Source organism: Sphingobacterium sp. PCS056 (genome assembly GCF_023273895.1).
In the GTDB taxonomy this organism is placed as follows: domain Bacteria; phylum Bacteroidota; class Bacteroidia; order Sphingobacteriales; family Sphingobacteriaceae; genus Sphingobacterium.
On the sequence record NZ_CP096883.1, the window covers coordinates 2,741,513 to 2,761,890 of the forward strand.

11 protein-coding genes and 1 pseudogene are annotated in these 20,378 nt (G+C 37.2%); 8 read left to right on the forward strand and 4 right to left on the reverse strand.

Features of this window, described 5'->3' with window-relative positions; genetic code table 11:
* The first annotated feature begins 266 nt into the window (after positions 1-266).
* The 4 genes and pseudogenes from MUB18_RS11400 (at position 267) to MUB18_RS21990 (ending at position 5,654) form a co-directional block, all read left to right on the forward strand.
* Positions 267-1,646, forward strand: coding sequence for a DUF1080 domain-containing protein (locus tag MUB18_RS11400; protein WP_248753149.1), 1,380 nt, complete (start codon positions 267-269; stop codon positions 1,644-1,646).
* Positions 1,646-3,058, forward strand: a complete 1,413-nt coding sequence (locus MUB18_RS11405) for a Gfo/Idh/MocA family oxidoreductase (protein ID WP_248753150.1) — start codon at positions 1,646-1,648, stop codon at positions 3,056-3,058. The genes MUB18_RS11400 and MUB18_RS11405 overlap by 1 nt, the downstream gene beginning before the upstream one ends.
* Positions 3,059-3,457: 399 nt before the next feature.
* Positions 3,458-4,144: a hypothetical protein gene (locus MUB18_RS11410; protein ID WP_248753151.1), complete on the forward strand. Its 687-nt coding sequence runs from the start codon at positions 3,458-3,460 to the stop codon at positions 4,142-4,144.
* Positions 4,145-4,284: 140 nt separating this feature from the next.
* Positions 4,285-5,654: pseudogene (locus MUB18_RS21990) on the forward strand (IS3 family transposase).
* Positions 5,655-5,784: 130 nt separating this feature from the next.
* Here the strand turns inward: MUB18_RS21990 and MUB18_RS11425 are convergent.
* The 3 genes from MUB18_RS11425 to MUB18_RS11435 are packed head-to-tail and all read right to left on the reverse strand — an operon-like array spanning position 5,785 to position 10,213.
* Positions 5,785-7,080: an amylo-alpha-1,6-glucosidase gene (locus tag MUB18_RS11425; protein WP_248753154.1), complete on the reverse strand. Its 1,296-nt coding sequence runs from the start codon at positions 7,078-7,080 to the stop codon at positions 5,785-5,787.
* A gap of 17 nt (positions 7,081-7,097) precedes the next feature.
* Positions 7,098-8,849, reverse strand: a complete 1,752-nt coding sequence (locus tag MUB18_RS11430; RefSeq protein ID WP_248753155.1) for a class I mannose-6-phosphate isomerase — start codon at positions 8,847-8,849, stop codon at positions 7,098-7,100.
* 41 nt (positions 8,850-8,890) lie between these two features.
* Positions 8,891-10,213 (reverse strand): sugar porter family MFS transporter, encoded by a 1,323-nt coding sequence (locus MUB18_RS11435; protein ID WP_248753156.1) that lies wholly within the window; start codon positions 10,211-10,213, stop codon positions 8,891-8,893.
* A 93-nt stretch (positions 10,214-10,306) separates the two neighbouring features.
* On the opposite strand from MUB18_RS11435, the gene MUB18_RS11440 reads away from it, so the two are divergent.
* Complete coding sequence (locus tag MUB18_RS11440; RefSeq protein ID WP_248753157.1) at positions 10,307-11,044, forward strand: GntR family transcriptional regulator; 738 nt, start codon at positions 10,307-10,309, stop codon at positions 11,042-11,044.
* Between the two features lie 54 nt (positions 11,045-11,098).
* Here the strand turns inward: MUB18_RS11440 and MUB18_RS11445 are convergent, their stop codons facing one another.
* The gene (locus tag MUB18_RS11445) at positions 11,099-12,409 is read right to left on the reverse strand and encodes a hypothetical protein (protein WP_248753158.1); all 1,311 of its coding nucleotides are present in this window, start codon (positions 12,407-12,409) and stop codon (positions 11,099-11,101) included.
* A 224-nt stretch (positions 12,410-12,633) separates the two neighbouring features.
* Between MUB18_RS11445 and MUB18_RS11450 the strand changes: the two genes are divergently transcribed.
* From MUB18_RS11450 to MUB18_RS11460, 3 genes are all read left to right on the forward strand, one after another.
* Positions 12,634-14,964: a GH92 family glycosyl hydrolase gene (locus tag MUB18_RS11450; RefSeq protein WP_248753159.1), complete on the forward strand. Its 2,331-nt coding sequence runs from the start codon at positions 12,634-12,636 to the stop codon at positions 14,962-14,964.
* Positions 14,965-15,330: 366 nt separating this feature from the next.
* Entirely contained in the window at positions 15,331-18,615 is a 3,285-nt protein-coding gene (locus tag MUB18_RS11455; protein ID WP_248753160.1) for a SusC/RagA family TonB-linked outer membrane protein, read from the forward strand.
* A gap of 3 nt (positions 18,616-18,618) precedes the next feature.
* A complete protein-coding gene (locus MUB18_RS11460; RefSeq protein WP_248753161.1) occupies positions 18,619-20,367 on the forward strand; it encodes a RagB/SusD family nutrient uptake outer membrane protein in 1,749 nt (582 codons plus the stop codon).
* Positions 20,368-20,378: the final 11 nt, after the last annotated feature.

Genomic DNA, 20,378 nt, shown 5'->3' on the forward strand with positions numbered 1-20,378 from the left:
ACTTAAAACTCCATGTTAAAATGCTCTTTTTTATGGTATAATTTAAGGGTATATTAGTTGTTAAAATGTCTCATGAGTAAGCATTATTATTGAATAATTTCAAATATTTATTTTATATTTACCTATCAGTCAGGTTAAAATTGATTTGAGTGTAAACCTAAAAAAATCTCCAGGTTATAATTAAAATACAAAATAGTAAGCATTCAGATGTCTTTGTCAACATGTGCATGTATGATAATAGTATGTTTAATAAATTATAAATAAATATGAATAAGAATTTTTTAATGATAATGAGTAGTTGTATGCTGTTCTTTGCATCTTCAACTTATGGACAAACGAAAAGACAAAGCTCTTTCATACCAATTTTTGATGGAAAAACATTTAATGGATGGAAAATCCTTGGAGGAAAAGCAAAATATACGATTGAAGATGGTGTGATTGTAGGCGAAATGGTCAAAGGAGTTCCAAATTCATTTTTGTCAACAGAAAAGGAATATGAAGACTTTATTTTAGAGTTAGAATTTAGAATTGAAGGAACAGAAACTAATTCTGGGATTCAGTTTAGAAGTAATTATGATCCACAGGGAAATAATGGTCAAGGTCTTGTTTTTGGTAAGCAGATGGATATTGATCCAAGTGAGCGAGCATGGACCGGTGGAGTATATGATGAAGGTCGGCGAAACTGGCTTTATCCGCTGGATTTGCAGGAATCTGCTCAAAAAGCTTTTAAAGCAAATCAATTTAATAAAGTACGTATAGAAGCGATCGGTGATGAAGTCCGTATATGGTTAAATGATATTCCTACTGCTGCTGTCATAGATACACTCGATAGAAAGGGAATAATTGCATTGCAAGTGCATAGCGTACCAGATCGTTTGGTTGGTCAGAAAGTGTATTTTAAAAATATAAGAATTAAAACAGCAGGCTTGTCATTCACCAAATTGCCTCAAGATATGTTTGTTGTTAATCTCAAAAAAAACAATGTATCATCTCAAGAAAAGAAGTCTGGCATCAACTTATTGTTTAATGGTATAGATTCAAAAGGATGGCGTAGTATAGATGCAAATCATTTTCCAAAAAAAGGATGGGAAATTAAAGATGGTGAAATAACTGTTTTAAAAGCTAATGGAGGAGAGTCAACTAATGGAAGGGATATAATAACCGATAAACAATATAGCGCTTTTGATCTTTCATTTGAATTTAAACTAACTCCAGGAGCGAACAGCGGTGTGAAATATTTTGTTACGATGCAGGAGGAGACGAAAGGATCGGCGATTGGACTTGAATACCAATTGTTGGATGATGAAAAACATCCAGATGCTAAAATGGGTAAAAATGGTAATCGTACCATGGCATCTTTATATGATTTAATTCCTTCGCTGAAACATGTGCGCGCACCACGACCTATAGGTGAATGGAATAGAGGACGAATTATGGTTACACCAGACAATCAAGTCACACACTATTTGAATGGTATAAAAGTATTGACTTATAGACGAGGTTCGCCAGAATTTAAAGAACTTGTTGCAGGGAGTAAATATAAGGATTGGCCAAATTTTGGAGAGGCTGAAAAAGGACATATTCTGTTGCAAGATCATGGTGATGAGGTTCATTTTCGAAATATTAAAATTAAGGAATTGAAATAATGAAGCAATTATCAAGAAGAAATTTTTTACGTAACACAGCTTTTATAGGGGGTGGATTATTGATGTCAAACGCAGCTCTTGGAAATGTAAAATTAGCATCGGCAAATGAAAGACTGAATTTGGCATGTGTAGGAATAGGAAATCGAGCAGCAGAAGTGATCAAAGAACTTTACAAAACAGGTTTGTGTAATGTTGTAGCATTATGTGATGTTGATTTAGAAGCTCCACATACTTTGGAAATATTAAAGCTGTTTCCTAACGTGCCCCGATTTCGAGATTTTAGACAAATGTTTGATAAAATAGGTGGACAAATTGATGCGGTATCTATAGGTACTCCTGATTTTGCACATTTTGCAATTACCATGATGGCTATAGACATGGGGATTCATGTATACGTAGAAAAACCGATGGCGAGTACATTTTGGGAAACAGAGCTTATGATGCAAAAGGCTCAAAAATTTAATAAAGTAGTTACTCAAATGGGCAATCAGGGACATTCGGAACCCAACTATTTTCAATTCAAAAGTTGGCAGGAAGCTGGTATCATCAAAGACGTGACACGCATAGATGCACATATGAATTTTGCAAGACGTTGGCATACTTGGGATGCTAATATCAAAGGTTTTCCATATCCAGAACGCATTCCCTCGACGTTGGATTGGGATATGTGGCAGATGCAAACTTTAGGTCATGATTATAATAAAGACTTTGTTAACGGACAGTGGCGTTGTTGGTTTGATTTTGGGATGGGAGCTTTGGGAGATTGGGGAGCACATATCTTGGACACAGCACATGAATTTTTACAATTAGGTTTACCTCATCGTGTAGAAGCAGTGAAACTTTTGGAGCATAATTCTTATTTCTTTCCGAAATCATCCACGTTGAAATTCAAATTTTCCAAAAGAAAGCATATGCCAGCTCTTGATATCAATTGGTATGATGGATTGGACAATTTACCAGAAATACCATCAGGTTATGGAGGTTCTAGCTTGGATCCAAATATACCAGCTCCTAGTACGGGTAAAGTAGAAACTGTGAAGTTGAACCCTGGGAAAATTATATATACTAAAGATTTGATATTCAAAGGAGGTTCGCATGCAAGTATCTTAGAGATTATTCCAGAAGAGAGGGCTCGTGAGGTAGCAAAACTTCTTCCAGAAATACCGAAATCACCCTCTAATCATTTTGCGAATTTCTTGAACGCTTGTAAAGGGTTAGAAAAATCACGTTCAAGTTTTGAAGTAGCAGGTCCATTGAGCCAAGTGTTTTGTTTAGGCGTCATTGCACAAAGGTTGAATGCTAAGTTTGATTTCGATGCAGTTAAAAAAGAAATTCCTAATGATCGTTTTGCCAATGCTTTGCTCTATGGTCCTCCACCAGCAAAAGGATGGGAGCAATTTTATCGAGTATAAAATAAATTAGACCATCTAGAAAAGCAAGTAGTTGCAGGATGGTCTAATTTTCTTTCTTTCTTTCTTTCTTTCCTTCCTTATTTCTTCTTAAAATGGTTTTACTTCAGGACTATTGAGGATTGATTGACAAATCAAATTACTTATATTCTTATCTATATTTAGGATCTCGTCATGCTTTTATACATAGTGCAAAAAGTATTAAATGATTTTATGTATTGCTGAATAGTAACTTATGTCTAAATTCATTTGAGAAATGATTATGATATGTTGAGATTAAAATTTATAATTTAATTAAGCAACTATGTTGCATTTGAATCTTGTTTTATTATATTTGCAACATAGTTGCAAATGCTATAACGTTTAATGGTTGAATTATTAAACTGAAATCAAAATCAAATCATGAAAATTAAATTTATCAAAAGTACTACTGTATTCGTGTTAACATCCTTAGGTCTTTTAGTTGGTATTGTATCGTGTAAAAAAGACGATGATACTCCAATACTAGGTAAGGAAGTGAGAGCATCCTTACAATTTACTGAGCTTGAAGGAACTAAAGGAGCGGCTCACGGAGATCATTTCCATGGTGTAGCTACTGCAAAAGAAGGCGCTGTGATCAAAATAAATTTTGATGCTTCAGGTCAATCACTAGCGAGTAGTGCTATTAATCTAAATGCTGAGATTGCCTATAAGGTCGACTTAAAAGTTTACGATGAAAATGGAGGCGAAATCCAAGATACTTATGTCAAGAATCTCACTACAGCAAATGAATATAAAGCTTTCCTAATCGGCGATAAATCGATCGCAAATGCAAATTCAGAAACGAATGGTGGAGCGATTTTTCAACCACGTGATACAATTTATGCAGACGGAACAAAGGTAAATGGTAAATATGAAATGACAGGCTTGATGGCTTTTTTTACATTAGGGAGTGAAAACAAAGGAAATACGAAGAGATTATCGTACATCTTACGTAAAATAGAGCCAGGTGTTAAATCAAAGATTGAACGTGTAGATCTACTTGATCTGGCATATGCCACTAAATTCCAAGGCAAGAATATCTTAGAATTGAAATTTGATATCAAATAAGTACTCTAATGATTTTAACTTGAAAAGGAAATTATAGAAATAGGCTATCCATTTTGGATAAGCAAGTACAGATATAGGAGAGGAGCTGTCTAATCATTGCAGTGCCCCCAAAAAGTTAGACACTTTCTGGGGGCATTTTTATGAATAAGAAAAACAAGCACAGTTTTGAATTTAAGTTGAGCTGTGTTAGACAAATGGATGAGCATTATCGTTCTGCAAAGTCTTTGGGAGAAGAATTCGGGATTACGTATTCTTTGTTTGAGACGTGGTACAAAATATATAAGTATCAGGGGGAATCGGGGCTACTTCCCAGGAAAGGGAAAAGACACTTTAGTGCTTCTTTTAAGCTTTCTGTCCTTACTGCAATCCGAGAAGAAAGTTTATCTTTGAAAGAAGCCCGTGTACGCTTTGACCTTTCCTCGGATGCCCATATCATTGAATGGCAGAAAAGGCTGGACAAGTTTGGTCCAGAAGGATTGGAGGCACGGCCAAAAGGGAGACCCTTGATGACAAAGAAAGCAAATCCGCAGATCAAGCGAAAAGTTAGAAAAACGAATAAAGCGCTCACGCGTGAAGAGGAACTTTTGCAGGAGAATGAGTATTTACGTGCAGAAAATGCCCTGCTAAAAAAGCTCAGCGCCTTAGCTCAAGCCGAAAACAAGCGAAAGCCATAATGGAGCTAAGGCATCAATTTGATCTTGATATCCTGCTGAGTTGCGTTAAAATGGCAAGAAGTACTTTCTATTATCATTCCAAGAAGGAGGGACAAGCAGATAAATACGAACAGGTGAAAGCGCAAATCAACAAAGTTTACCATGTACATAAGGGCCGCTTTGGCTATCGCCGCATTACCCTGCAGCTCAAACGGGATGGAGTGGATATGAATCATAAGACCATTCTTAGATTAATGAGGGAAATGGGTTTGAAGAGTCTGATCAGGATAAAGAAATACAGGTCATACCGGGGTGAACTGGGCAAGATCGCCCCCAATATCCTCAACAGGAAATTCCAGGCTGAGGGGCCTTTGCAAAAATGGGCCACGGATATTACTGAGTTCAAAGTCAAGGAAAAAAAGCTGTATCTCTCCCCAATAATTGATCTGTTTAATCAGGAAGTTATAAGTTATGAAATTACTGACAGGCCGGTCTTTAAAGGGGTAATGGATATGCTCAAAAAGGCACTGCCCAAAGCAAGGGGGGCATCACAACTGCTTTTACATTCAGATCAGGGCTGGCAATACCAAATGCCTAAATATCAACAGTGGCTCAAAGAAAACGGAATCACTCAAAGCATGTCCAGAAAAGGAAATTGCCTTGATAATGCCGTAATTGAAAATTTCTTCGGAATTTTAAAATCAGAACTGTTTTATCTAAAACAATACGAATCAACAGAGAAGTTAAAAAGCGAAATAGAAGATTATATCTCCTATTACAATAATCAACGGATAAAACTAAATTTAAATGGAATGAGCCCGACAGAATATCGAGCTCATTATTACAAATCTAATTAACTAAATTTGTCCAATATTTTGGGGGCAGTCCATCATTTGGACAGCTCCTTACTTATTGCTCTTCTATTGAATAGTAATGGTTAGCTTTCTAATAGCAGATTAAAAACTTATAGATTATGATTTAATTCAATTAGTTATAAGAATTTTCCAATAGGGTAATAGCGTCAAATAGTACACCGGCTTCACCCCTAAATGTTCCTGATCCTTCAGGTTTGTTATCCTTTGTGTACCACTCATAGAATCCTTTATTTTTTATAACCCGATCCAGCATGGGTTTTATTTGCTCATAGGCTTCTTTTTCGTAACCATTTTTTACCAACTGTTGGATCATGCGACCTCCGAACCAAGTCCAATCCCCACCGTTTTGATATCCATATGGATACATCCCTTTATTTTTGAATGAACCTGCAGGATAAGTCGGATAGATCGTCAAGCCGATTGTGGCAGCACCAGAATCTTTCACATTTTTCACCATCTTATCTAAGGCTGTTTTTATTTGTTCCTTACTCAGCAAATTGGCTTCGATAGCAATAGCAGTACCACCATGATAGTAGATCTGATTCTCATCAAAATCTGAAGAAAATGGCGATCCATTGATATAGATATGAGGGATAAATTTTTGATTTTTCTTATCCCAAAGATGCTTCATTGTATTGGAAGCGATTTCATCGCGGATGGGTTTCCACTGGGATGCTTTTTCAGGAACGAGCTCTATATAATTGTCCAAAGCAATTAAAAACATCGCATTATCATAAACGTCTAATGCAATATGAGAATTTTCATCTAAATGCACACCCCAATCATGTTCAGGTTGTACGTCACCCCAATCAACTGTCGTTGCACCCCAAAGTAAACCATAAGTTTTATTGTATCGTTCATTCATTAAGAACTGGAGGGCATTTTCCATTTTGTCTTTAACGATACTATTACCCACCTTGTCCGATAAGAAAGATGTATCCTGTGATGCTTTCACATATTTGTAAACAGCCTGAATCAAAGAAGTTTCCTGATCTGTTTCTACGGTATTTTTATGCCCCGCATAATCTGGAGCTAATACATTTGTTATCGTATAGTAGTCAGATGTGCCATTTTTTAAGCTCGCTTTTTTAACAAAGCCATCTGCAATATTCCCATCAGGCCCCTGTAGTTTTAGAAATATAAGCAATTGATCTTTTATTTGCTCGTGAGGATGCACTTGTGTAGCTAAATTGATAAAGGTATTGTAATCTCTGATCCATACCTCTCCATATCCATCTCCAGCATTGAAACCGGATTTTATGGTATTGGTTGCCATATCTTTGACTAGTTGAAAACTACTGTCTTTTTTCATGTCGGCCTGCCAACTATTTTGTGTTCCTTTGCTTCCACTTGGATTGCAGGAAAATAAAAGGGCAGAGGAAGCTATTGCAAAAAATAGGTTTTTCATATTTTTAAATGTTTAGTTTAAAATTGGTTACATTTTGAATCTTTAATGTATGATTGGATCACTTTTGCCGGCTGTTTTCCAAGGTTACGAAGTGTATATGATCCTGTTGCAGCTGGAATGGCAAATGTCTCAACATAATTAAAAACTTCCCTCATACCATTTGCAGTTGTTAATTCCACAGCTTCACCCTCAACGAGCATCAGAATATGACACTGATTTTTTGTTTCAATCGTTACCTCTTGGTCAAAGTCATAGCGTACAACATCATAAAAATGATCCTCATGAGTAGCTAAGTGAACTTTTGTTGCTTGATCATCAATTTTGTGAGAAACAGGTTTCGCAATTAGGGTATCGTTGACTACTTGTCCTTTTCTTTCAAAATTAAGATTGTCAAAAGCACGGTCGATATTTAAAGGACGTGGTTTGCCATCCAAATCAGGTCTTACCCAATCGTACATTTTAAAGGTGAAGTTGTATGGAGTCGCACTGATTTCTAGAACTAAATTATCGATACCCGACGAATGTACAGTACCATGTGGAATCAAGAATAAATCATGCTTTTTAGATTCAAATTTTTGAATATATTGATCTACCTCAATGGCTTCTCCGGTTTTAAAACTATGTTCTAAAGCCGTGCGAAACTCATTTTTATTGATGTCGTCTTGAAAACCTAGGTATACTTGTGCATCTCCTTTTCTGTCGACAATGTAGTAGGTTTCATCTTGGGTAAAGTTTTCTCCAAATTGTGACTTTGCATACTGCGGGCTAGGGTGACACTGTATTGATAAATTTCCTCCATCAAAGGTATCTAAGAAATTGAATCTGATTGGAAAATCTACACCAAATCTTGGTTCAGCCAAACCCAGTACATTTTTTCTTTCAGTAAACATCAATTGATCAAATGAAATTTCCAAAAGCAGATCATTAAATTTTAATGATAAACCATTTTCAGGGACAATCATCTCGAAGGACCAAGCGTAGTTTTTTGCATTTTGATCTATTCCTGTTAGATGATCTTTCATCCATTGACCGCCCCAAACACCGGATTCAAATGTCGGTTTTACTCTAAAATAATTAACAGACATTTCATGCAAGGTCTGTCTTAAATCAGAACCACTCATCCAAGGTAGGGTTTCGTCAGATTGCTGGTCTGCCATGATTTCTATCCGAGATAGGATTGAATTTTTGTGGCTATTTAATGCTTGCCAATCCACAAAATAATATCGTTTGTAAATCTGTTTTGGATCTTTTGAACTGCTGCATCCTAAGTTCCATGCTTTCCCAGCTCTCATGCGCTGAATTAGGACACTTTTAGGCAAATCAACATACATAATTGAAGCTTGATTATCTAAAAGAGCTGCTCCAGGTCCGTAAAAGATGATATACTCTTGGTTATTTGCGAGCATATCATGGAATTTCGCTAATTTTTCAGCGTTAAAATAAGAAGATAATGGAAGAGGAGATTTTTTTCCAAATAAGGGATCATTTCCACCAAGATAAGGTGCTACCTGATTATTAATAATCTCTTCTGATAAAAGTGCTTCATCAATAGCGATGAAGCGCGGTTTAATACCACAATTTTCAAATTCTTTTGAAATATTTTCGATGACAAATTCCCAGTTTACTCCAACAAAACCATCGATGATATGTATCTTCTTGTCGTGAAGTATACGGGCCAGTTTTTGGAATGAGTTTGAAATTTCACCTGTAGCAGGGAAAGCGGGCATAATATTGTACTGTACCGTTGCTGAGTCTGTAGTGATATGCATGTTAAATTATTTTGTTGAAATCTGTTAAATGTATAGCTAACTTATTTACGGGCTTTATCTTTCCAATATTTCTCTATTTCTTCTAGAGGCTTACCCTTAGTTTCAGGTAAGAATAGGAGTACGGTTATAAAAGCAATCGCACAGAAGAATGCAAATAGCCAAAAAGTGTAGCGAGCTCCCCAAGCATCTAGGATGATGGGGGTCAATTGACCGATAATGGCATCTGAAATCCACATAACCAAGATACTGATACCCATGGCACGTGCTCGGATCGAATTGGGGAAAATCTCTGAAGCAACCACAAACTTTAAAGGACCGATAGAAAAGGCAAAGAAAAACATAAACGAAAGTATCGAAATGATTAAAGCCGTATTGTTAATCTCTTGATTTGTTGCAAATAGAAACCCGGTCACAATTAAGCTGAGGGTAGCCCCCAATGTTCCAAATACATATAGAGGTCTTCGTCCCCAGTTGTCAACTTTCCATATTGCAAAGCATGTGAATAGTACGTTTGCAAGTCCAAAGAACAATTGCGCATGATAGGAATTGCTCATCGAAATGCCCGAATCCAAAAGAATCGTCGGACCATAGTAAACAATGGCATTAATACCACTAAGCTGTGAGAATAGCGGTAAGAGTAAACCCAGTAAAAATGCTTTTCTGTAAACCGGAGAAAAAAGATCTTTTAGATTTCCTTTCGTTTCAGGTGGGCTATCTTGTAGATTTGGGAGATTAATTTTAGCACTTATTTCAGCTACCTCAGCGTTTCTTCCAACTTTTAGTAACCAACGTGGGCTTTCAGGAACAAAATATGCTCCAATAGAAAGTAATATTGCAGGTATTGCTCCAACTAAAAACATGATCCGCCACTGTCCATGGTTTTCCGAGGGAAGATGTTGAATAATCAGATAATTACTGATATAAGCGATAAGAATACCAAAAGTAATTGCAAGTTGATAGGAAGTCACTGCTCGGCCCCTAAATTGGCTGGGGGATATCTCTGCAATGTATAGCGGAACAACAATAGAGGCAATCCCCACACCTATGCCACCAAGACCGCGAAAAAGAATAAGCATCATATAGCTCGTGCTCAGTCCACAACCTATTGCGGATACTAAAAATAGAATAGATGCAACGATAAGCGCAGGCTTGCGGCCATACCTATCGCTAAAGCTACCTGTGAAAATCACGCCCACTATACAACCAATTAAAGCTGAACTGACAAATATGCCCTCTTGATTTGGGGTTAATCCAAAAAAATGCTTTACTAAAGGTAATGCTCCTGCTATAACGGCCATATCAAATCCGAAAAGTAGTCCCCCTAGCGACACGATACATAGAATAAGGATGAAAAATTTATTCATATTAAGGTTTTATAATTAGTATGTATATACATACAAACATATATTTATTTTTTTAATAATGCAAAAAATCTTACTTTAGCCTAAGTAATAAATATGATGAATCTTAAAATAGACCATAAAAGTCCGATACCATTACATATACAGGCCGAGAATTTGTTGCGCGAACTGATCAAGCAACCGGAATATATTGATGGGAAATTATTGCCAAATGAAATTGAACTGGCTAAGCGCCTGGCAATTTCACGTTCAACATTACGGCTGGCAATCAATAAGTTGGTTTACGAAGAGCTGTTAATCAGGAAGAAGGGGATCGGTACTAAGGTAGCAAGTGCCAAATTCAGTTCAAAGTCCAAAAATTGGTTAAGTTTCTCCCAAGAGATGAAAAATCGGGGTCTCGAGGTGAAAAATTTTGAACTTCATGTTAGTTGGGAAATTCCTGATAAAGCAGTTGCACAATTTTTTGATGTACCAGAAGATTTGAAGTTACTTAAATTAGAACGTTTGCGGGGCAAAAAAGACGATCCCTTTGTTTATTTTATCTCTTACTTTCATCCACGTATTGGGTTGACTGGAGATGAAGATTTTAAACGTCCGCTTTATGAAATATTAGAAGCAGATTTTCATATTGTAGCCGATCTGTCTCAGGAAGAACTGGATGCGATGCCTGCTAATAAATTTATCGCCGACAAGCTTGAAATAGCTATTGGTGCACCTATTTTGTCAAGGAAGAGATTTGTCTTTGATCAATCAGGAAGGCCTATTGAATACAATCTTGGATATTATCGTGCTGAGAGTTTTACGTATACCGTCGAAAGTAGACGCGATTATTAGTATATAAAATGAATCTGGATAATTAATTATCCAGATTCATTTGTAACAAAGTTTTTATTTTTTATCTAAAGTTTCTTTAGCCCAATCGTTCATTAGTAGAATCGCTTTGCTTAAAACTCCGGCAGAGCCTTTGAACTTACCAGAACCACTAGGAACATCATTTTTTCCATACCATTCGTAAAACCCTTTGTTTTTAACAACTCGGTTGATCATAGGTTGAATCTGTTGATAAGCCTCTTTTGTATAGCCGTTTAGTACTAATTGTTGGATCATTCTGCCACCAAACCAGGTCCAGTCACCACCATTTTGATAAGCATAGGGCTTTGACATCCAGCCTTTAAAAAATCCTTCTGGGTAAGTAGGGTAGATTGTAAGTCCAATACTAGGCATGCCAGATAACCGTACATTTTCTAACATTTGATCATTTACAATTTTAATCTGTTCCTTACTTAGAAGTCCCGATTCAATAGCTATGGTCGTTCCACCGTGGTAATGAATTTTATTTTCATCAAATCCTTCAGGCAATGGCGAATCTTTAGGATAAATATGTGGAATGAATTTATGTAGTTTCTTATCCCACAGATGCTTCATCGTATTGATCTCAATTTCATTTTTAAGACTTTTCCATTCAGCAACTTTTGGAGCATCAGGGAGTATATCAATTAGCGTTTTCAAAGCTATGATGTACATAGCGTTGTCATAGACATCAATGGCTTCATTGGATAGATTATTCCAGTCGCAACCAAAATCATCATGTGGTTGGACATCGCCCCAATCAGCTGTCATTGCGCCCCAAAGCAGTTTATATTCCTTATTGTACCGCTCTCTATTTAAATAATCCAGCATCAGTTGGATCCGATCTTTTACAAGTATGCCGCCGATGCTTTCTTCAAGGATACTATAATCTTTTGTTTTTGCGATGTACTTGCCAAGGAGTTGAATAAGCGAAGTTTCTTGATCAGTCTCTACGGTATTTTTAAAGCCTACATGTTCAGGGTCATTCACAGAGTAATACGGCGTATCATCATGCCAGGTGAAATCTTTTTTTAGCACGTAGCCATCTACCATTTCACCATTTTTCTGTTGCATTTTAAAGAATACCAATATAGCTCCTCTCACTTCCTCTTTAGTACGTTCCTCTAGTGCGGTTTCGATAAAAGTATTCAAGTCGCGCGCCCATATTTGGGAATAACCGCTTCCTGCATTAAAACCTTCTTTAATAACCTGCCTAGCTAAGCTGTCTACAAATATTAAATTCTTATCAGCTAAAATGGTTTTTGCGAGTTGAATATCCTCAGTTTTCTGTTTAGATGAACAGCTTGCTAATAAAAGTGCGATAGTAAAGATTGATATGCATCTTTTCATAATGAATTAAATTTGGTTTATTCTGTATGTGTATACATTCAAAAGTATGAAAAATCAACGTATGATTTCAATTTTTAATGCTTTAATTTATTTGGTATTCATAATTTTACAATTATTTTCCATTTCAGTAGATTTACTGTTTACTATTTTTTAAAGCTTAATTTCGAAGTATGTATATACATTTGAAATTTATTTTATAAGTTTGTGTGTAAACCTTAAATACGATGATAAAAAACATTTTCATATATTGTTTGGGAGTGCTGAGCTATATTTCGTGCTCCTACGCACAGCAAAAACAACATTTAACCCAATATGTTAAACCTAATATAGGTTCGGTTCATAGTCGGTATTTCTTTTATACTCCAGCGGCAGTACCTTTTGGAATGGCCAAATTAGCACCTAGTACAGATGGTAGTTATGGAAACCGCTCCGGCTGGGAGGCTGTTGGTTATGATGATAGACATCATTCAATAGCAGGATTTCCCCATTTTCATGAATTTCAAATCGGCGGAGTTGTCTTTGCACCAACAGTTGGGGAAATAAAAACCAATGCTGGTAAAGTGGATGTGCCCCATAGTGGTTACCTGTCTTCTTTTGATAAAGCAGATGAATTTGCCACTTCAGGATATTATCGTGTCAAATTAAAAGATTATGATGTTCAGGCAGAACTAACAGCCACAAAAAGGGTTGGGTTTCATAAATATACATTTCCTGCAACTGATTCAGCAAATGTAATTTTTGATATCGGTCATGTTATGGGAGAAAGTGGCCCTGTAATCGATGCTGAGGTCACTTACGATCAGCAACATGTATGGGGTTATGTGATAACAAGTCCGCTCTATGTGCAGAAATATCAAAAAGGAGCCGATATAAAAATGTATTTTTTTGCTGAGATTGATAAATTACCGGTCGCACATGGTACCTTTTTAGATTCAGAAACTTTTGCGGATAAAAAAACGATAAAAGGTAAAGGAGCAGGTCTCTATTTACGCTTTAAGACCAAAAAAGGGGAAGCGATTGAACTAAAGACAGGTCTATCCTATACTTCGATTGAAAATGCTAAATTGAACCTGCTTCAGGAAGCTAAAAAGTTAAATTTTGAGAAAGCGAAGAAGAATGCACTTCAGATTTGGGATGCCGAATTGGGACGCGTTCTTGTTGAAGGAGGTAAAATTGAAGACCGGACTAAGTTCTATACAGCGCTTTATCATGCCTTATTGGGAAGAGGCTTAGCCAGTGATGTCAATGGTGCATATCCTAAGAATGACGGTAGTATCGGACAGATTCCTTTAAATGGGAAAGGTATTCCGGTACATCATCATTATAATACTGATGCCATCTGGGGAGCTTTTTGGAATCTGACACAATTATGGTCTATTGCATATCCTGATTATTATAATGATTGGATCCAAAGTCAATTGCTCGTATATAAAGATGCAGGTTGGTTAGGAGATGGTATTGCTAATAGTAAATATGTGTCCGGTGTGGGTACTAATTTTACAGGACTTGCAATTGCTGCCGCATATAATGTTGGAATCAGAAATTATGATGTTGATTTAGCCTATGAAGCAGTTAGAAAAAATGAATTAGAATCTAAAGATCGGCTTCCGGGGGCAGGCAAACTGGATGTAGGAGTTTTTGTCAATAAAGGTTATTCCCCTTATATAAAAGATGAGACCGGCAATCCAGAGCTCTTAACTAATGGATCTCCATTTGGTGCTTCGCATACCTTAGAGTATGCCTTTTCAGCTGCAGCGGCGGCACAATTTGCGAAGTCTTTGAAACATGAGTCGGACTACAGTGTGCTCAATAAATTATCAAATGCATGGCGGACGTTGTATGATCCCTCAACCAAATTTATGAGACCTAAGGATGGTGAAGGAAGATTCATTCAAAATTTTAATCCCTATGAATCATGGCGTGGTTTTCAGGAAGGAAACGCCTGGCAATACACTTTTTATGTTCCACACGTTCCGCGGGAGTTAGTAAAACTTGTCGGTCAAGATTTGTTTAATCGACGTTTAGATAGCATCTTTACAATTTCGCAAAAGAATATCTTTGGAGGAGGCGCACATATTGATGCCTTTGCTGGGATTGAAAGTCTCTATAATCATGGCAATCAACCTAATTTACATATTTCCTGGTTGTTTTATTTCTCCGGACGACCGGATCTGAGTCAGAAGTGGGTGCGCGCAATCTGTAATGAGTTCTATGGTACAGAAGCAATACACGGTTATGGTTTTGGACAAGATGAAGACCAGGGACAATTGGGGGCTTGGTACGTCATGTCAAGCATAGGGTTGTTTGATGTAAGAAGCTTAACCAGTGAGAATCCATCTTTTCAAATTGGGGCTCCTCTTTTTGATCGCGTAACTATTGAGCTGCCTAAAACACTACGCAAAAATAAGTTTGAAATCGAGGTGAAAAACCAAGATACGAGTAGGATATATTTGGATAAAATTCAGTTGAATGGAAAGGTCCTATCTGGTTTAGAATTGCCATTTGAAGACTTGGTAAAAGGAGGGAAGATGAGCATTGTTTTAAAGAATAAATAATCATCATCATTCATATTGTGATCCATGATGGTCCGTATTCACTAATTGTGAATATGGACCATTTTTCGTTTTAATACATTGGATTTAAATTAGGGTTTGCGGGTGATGGATACAGCTACGTATTACATCATAACGATGTTCAAAGTACGCTAATCTGCTGAAAAGGTGCCCACTTTTTCATGAACTTTAATTTTAAGTATTGATGCCTGTTTTGTTGGTTAAATTGATAAAACTTGCAAAGATGTGTTAAGTTTTTGTTAACTTAACCTGGACGTAATCAAATTCTACATTTGATAATGTATACTTAACAATTAACCAATATTGTAAACCTTTTCTTTGTTGCCAAAGGAAATGAAACCAAAAACCATGAAAAAAAAGTATGTTCTACTGCCCATAATGATTGGGCTGTCCCTACCCAATTGGGCCAACAGTAAACCTGCATTTCTGTCTTCTGCCATTGATTTCGAATGGAAAGATCTAAAGCAAGAGACTATTAAAGGAAGTGTAAAAACTCCAAATGGTAGCCCTGTTATGGGCGCTTCCATTACGAACCTATCAACTGGTAAATCTACGCAAACAAATGCTGATGGGGCATTTGAAATTGCTGGAACCATGGGACAAAACCTTAAAATTACAATGGTGGGCTACCATGCACAAACACTCAAAATTGAATCGAATGTTTTAAAGGTAATGCTGCAAGAATCCGATCAATCATTGGACGAAGTTGTTGTAGTAGGTTATGGGAGACAGAAGAAAGTCAACCTGACGGGAGCAGTGACTCAGATCGATTCCAAATTTTTAGAAGATCGACCCGTAGCCAATGCAACACAAGCATTACAAGGTGCAGTTCCCAATGTAAATGTAACGTTTACCAACGGACGTCCCGGAGGTGGAGGAAATGTCAATATCCGTGGATTTGCTTCCATTAATTCCGCCAATGCACAGCCCCTTATTTTAATCGATGGAGTACCCGGAAATATCAATACCATCAATCCGAGAGATATTGAATCGATTTCGGTATTAAAGGATGCCGCGGCTGCGGCTGTCTATGGTGCTAGAGGTGCATTTGGAGTCATGTTGATAACGACCAAGAAAGGAAAGGCTGGGAAGATGAACATCAACTATAGTAACAACTTTGGTTGGGCAGGTCTTACAGTAAATACGGACTTTATGACCAATGGTTATGATGCCGCTAAATTGAACGATGAAGCTTTTGTACGCGCAACGGGTAACCGTTATACCGGTTACACCGATGAAGATTATGCCGAGCTATTAAAACGTAAAAATGACCCTTCATTACCATCTGTGGTGATTCAAAATAGAAATGGTAAGGATCAATATGTCTATTATGGCAATACAGATTGGTGGAATGAAATATACCGAAAGACACAAACTTCCATGGAGCATTCGTTGAATTTTTCGGGAGGTACAGATAAAATCGACTATTATATCTCTGGTAGATTATACGAGAAAGGTGGATTGATGAAAATCAATCAGGATAAATATAATGCCTATAATGTTCGCTCTAGAATCAATGCACAAGTTACACCATGGTTGAAAGTAAGTGCGAATACTCAATTAAATTATCAAAACTATACCTATCCAGGATGGAATTCAAGTCCTGATAACAATAACAATTTTATTTCAACAACCGTACACGCTTTGCCGTCGTATGTTCCTTTAAATCCTGACGGTACAGCAACTTATCGTACCGAGTTGAATAATTATAATATCGGTGATGGTATTTTTGCCGATTTGTTGCATGGCAAATCTAAAGGCGGTCAAGATCAATTTGAATTTATCAATATGTTTGAGGCTGTTGTTAAGGTCAATGAAGATTTGAATATTACCGGTAATTATACCTATACCCACAATCCGGTTCACAGTTGGAACCGCCGTACCCAAGCACCATGGTCCGTTTTCCCTGGGGTAGTAGATTTATTGGGTAATGATACATTTACAGAAAATATTGTTAATAATCCAAAACACTCGCTCAACATTTTTGCCAATTATAACAAGCAGTTAGGCGATCATCAAATTGGTGGAACAGTAGGTTTCAATCAAGAAACGACAGGCTATAAACGCATTGGTGGTACTGGTAACAATTTATTGTCAGAAGATCTGAACGATTTTAATTTAGCTACAGGACAGATGCAATTGCTGGGCGGAGCAAACACCTGGGCACTGAGAGGGTATTTTGCTCGTGTTAATTATAATTACAAAGGTAAATATCTCTTGGAAGTAAATGGTCGATATGACGGTACCTCTAAATTTCCTGTAAAACAACGAAATGGATTTTTCCCTTCTTTCTCAGGAGGATGGCGCTTGTCTGAGGAAACATTTATGGAGGGTGCAAAATCCTTTATCAATGAAGCTAAGCTTAGAGTCTCTTATGGAGCTTTAGGTAACGCTCAGGAAGCAGATGCGTACGGATACCTAGAATTGTTACGGTCAGGTCAATCTAACTATATTACGCAAGGGGCCAAATCACAATATTTGAGTATACCCCTGCCTACATCAGCCGATCTCACCTGGGAACGTACAAGTACACTGAACTTTGGTACAGATCTAGAATTTATGAAAAATCGGTTGAACGTTTCATTTGATTATTACATCCGAAATACATTGGATATGCTGATTCCCGGTAAGACTTTATCTGCTGTATTTGGTGCAGCTTCACCTAAAACAAATGCCGGCGATCTTCGAAATAATGGTTGGGAGGTTTCGCTCGCATGGAAAGATCGGGTGGATTTAAATGGAAAACCATTTGGTTATAATATCGGTTTAGGATTATCCGATTCTAAAGCTAAGATTACCCGATTTGACAATGAAAAGATGTTATTAAGCAACTACTATGTTGGCCAAGAATTAGGAGAAATCTGGGGATATAAGACCGATGGATTTTTCAAATCAGAAGATGAAATTGCGAACTGGAAAGTCAATCAAGATTATGTCGATAAGCAACGTTTAGCAGCGACAGGAGATTGGTCTAAGTTGCATCCGGGCGATTTAAAATTTGTAGATATCGGAGGTAAGTTGGATGAAAATGGTAAGAGTATCGGACCTGATGGGAAAGTTGATGCAGGTGATAATACCCTCACTAATCCGGGCGATCAGGTGATTATTGGTAATAGCCGCGCACGCTATACTTTTGGTGTTAATCTTGGTGCTAACTGGCAAGGTTTTGATGTTTCTGCATTCTTCCAAGGTATCGGAAAGCAAAATTGGTGGCCTGGCGCCAATGCCGATAAATTCTGGGGACCCTATTCAAGACCTTATTATTCATTTGTTCCAAAAGATTTCGAACAAGATGTTTGGACACCTGAGAATACCGATGCTTATTTTCCGATGTTACGTGGATATATTGCATTAAATGATCGTGGTTCACTAAATGTAAAATCAGATCGTTATTTGCAGGATTTGGCTTATATCCGTTTAAAAAACCTAACCTTAGGTTATACGGTACCACAGCATTTATTAAAACGATTGAAGTTGAGTAATTTACGTATCTATGCTTCAGGTGAAAACCTATGGACAGCAACGAAATTAAGGTCAAAATACATCGATCCAGAGCAAGCTGCTCAAGAAGCAAATGGACGTTCCTATCCCGTGTCTAAAACTATTTCCTTTGGTTTAGATTTAACATTTTAAAATATGAAAAAGACATTTTTAATATATGCATTGCTAGGTTTTGGTCTTGGATCTTGTAATAAAGACTACTTGGGACGAGAACCTGAGTCCAGTATAAAACCTGAAGATTCCTTTAAAACAGTGAAGGATCTAGGTTTATTTACCAAATCATTTTATGATGTTGCACTTCCTTCAGCAGAAGGGGTTTACAACGAATCTGTTGATAATATAGTTAAATCCACGTTGGATGATGAAATAACGGGTAAGCGAATTGTACCTGTAAGTGGAGGTGGATGGACATGGGATAATTTGCGTAATATCAATTTTTTTCTTGAAAACTGTTTTAAAACCGTACCTGAAAATTTAGCGGCGCCTTACGCTGCTGAAGCCAGATTTTTTAGAGCCTATTTTTATTTTGACAAACTGAAGCGTTTCGGAGATGTGCCTTGGTATGATCAAGTGATCAGCCAATATGACGAAGAGCAATTGTCACGTTCGCGCGATCCACGGACGTTAGTTGTCAATAATATTATGGCCGATTTGGACTATGCAATTAAGAATCTCGGTACCGAAGTCAATGATGAACAAGTAAATAAATGGACCGCATTGGCATTGAAATCACGGGTAGCATTGTTTGAAGGGACGTTCCGGAAATACCATAAGGAATTTAATTTACCGGATGCCGAAGTGCTGCTCAAACAAGCCGCTGCTGCATCGTATGAAATTATGGAGAGTAAGAAATACAGTATCTATAATGCGGCAGGTACAGACTCGTACGGTGCTTTGTTTAGAAGTGTCGACAACATCGATAAGGAGGTTATGTTGACAAGAAAATTCTCCGATGGACTACAGATCTGGCACAATGTTAATTATTATACCATCACGGCATCTTATGGTAAACCAGGTTTAGAAAAAAACTTAGTAAACTCCTATTTAATGAAAGATGGATCACGATTTACTGATAAACCTAATTATGATAAAATGACTTTTAAAGATGAGATTGTCGATCGCGATCCACGTTTAAGTCAGACAATCCGTACACCGGGATACAAACGTATCGGTGGGGCGGCGCCTGTTGCTCCAAATTTTGGTAATTCAGTCACGGGTTATCAATTAATCAAATTTGTCGGAGATGTCAAATACGATAATTTTAATCGATCCGTAAATCCGATGCCTATCTTTCGATATGCTGAAGTACTATTAAATTATGCCGAAGCTCAGGCAGAATTAGGAGTTATCAAACAAAGTGATTTGGATATGTCAATCAAGTTGCTGCGAGATCGGGTAGGAATGCCAAATCTAGATTTAGCCCAAGCTATAAGTCGGCCAGATCTTTACTTAGCACAAGATTACGATCCCAACAATGTTATGGGCGCTTTTAAAGGGGTGATTTTGGAAATACGGAGAGAACGTCGTGTAGAACTGGTCATGGAATCTTTCCGTTGGGATGATATCAGAAGATGGAAAGTAGGTCAAATGGTGACGCGTCAATTTAAAGGCATGTATTTTCCGGGAACTGGAAAATACGATCTTGATAATGACGGAAAGGATGATGTTTGGATCTATGAGGGAGACAAGCCCGTTGCGAAAAACATACAGTTGTTAAAGTTGGGATCGGAAATATTGTTAGAAAACGGTAACAGTGGAAATGTCATTATCAATAAACATATTACCAAGAAGTTTGATGAAGGACGGGATTATCTATATCCACTCCCAGTACAGGAGTTACAGTTAAATCCTAATTTAAAACAAAACCCTTTTTGGGTAAATTAATCTAATAAAAG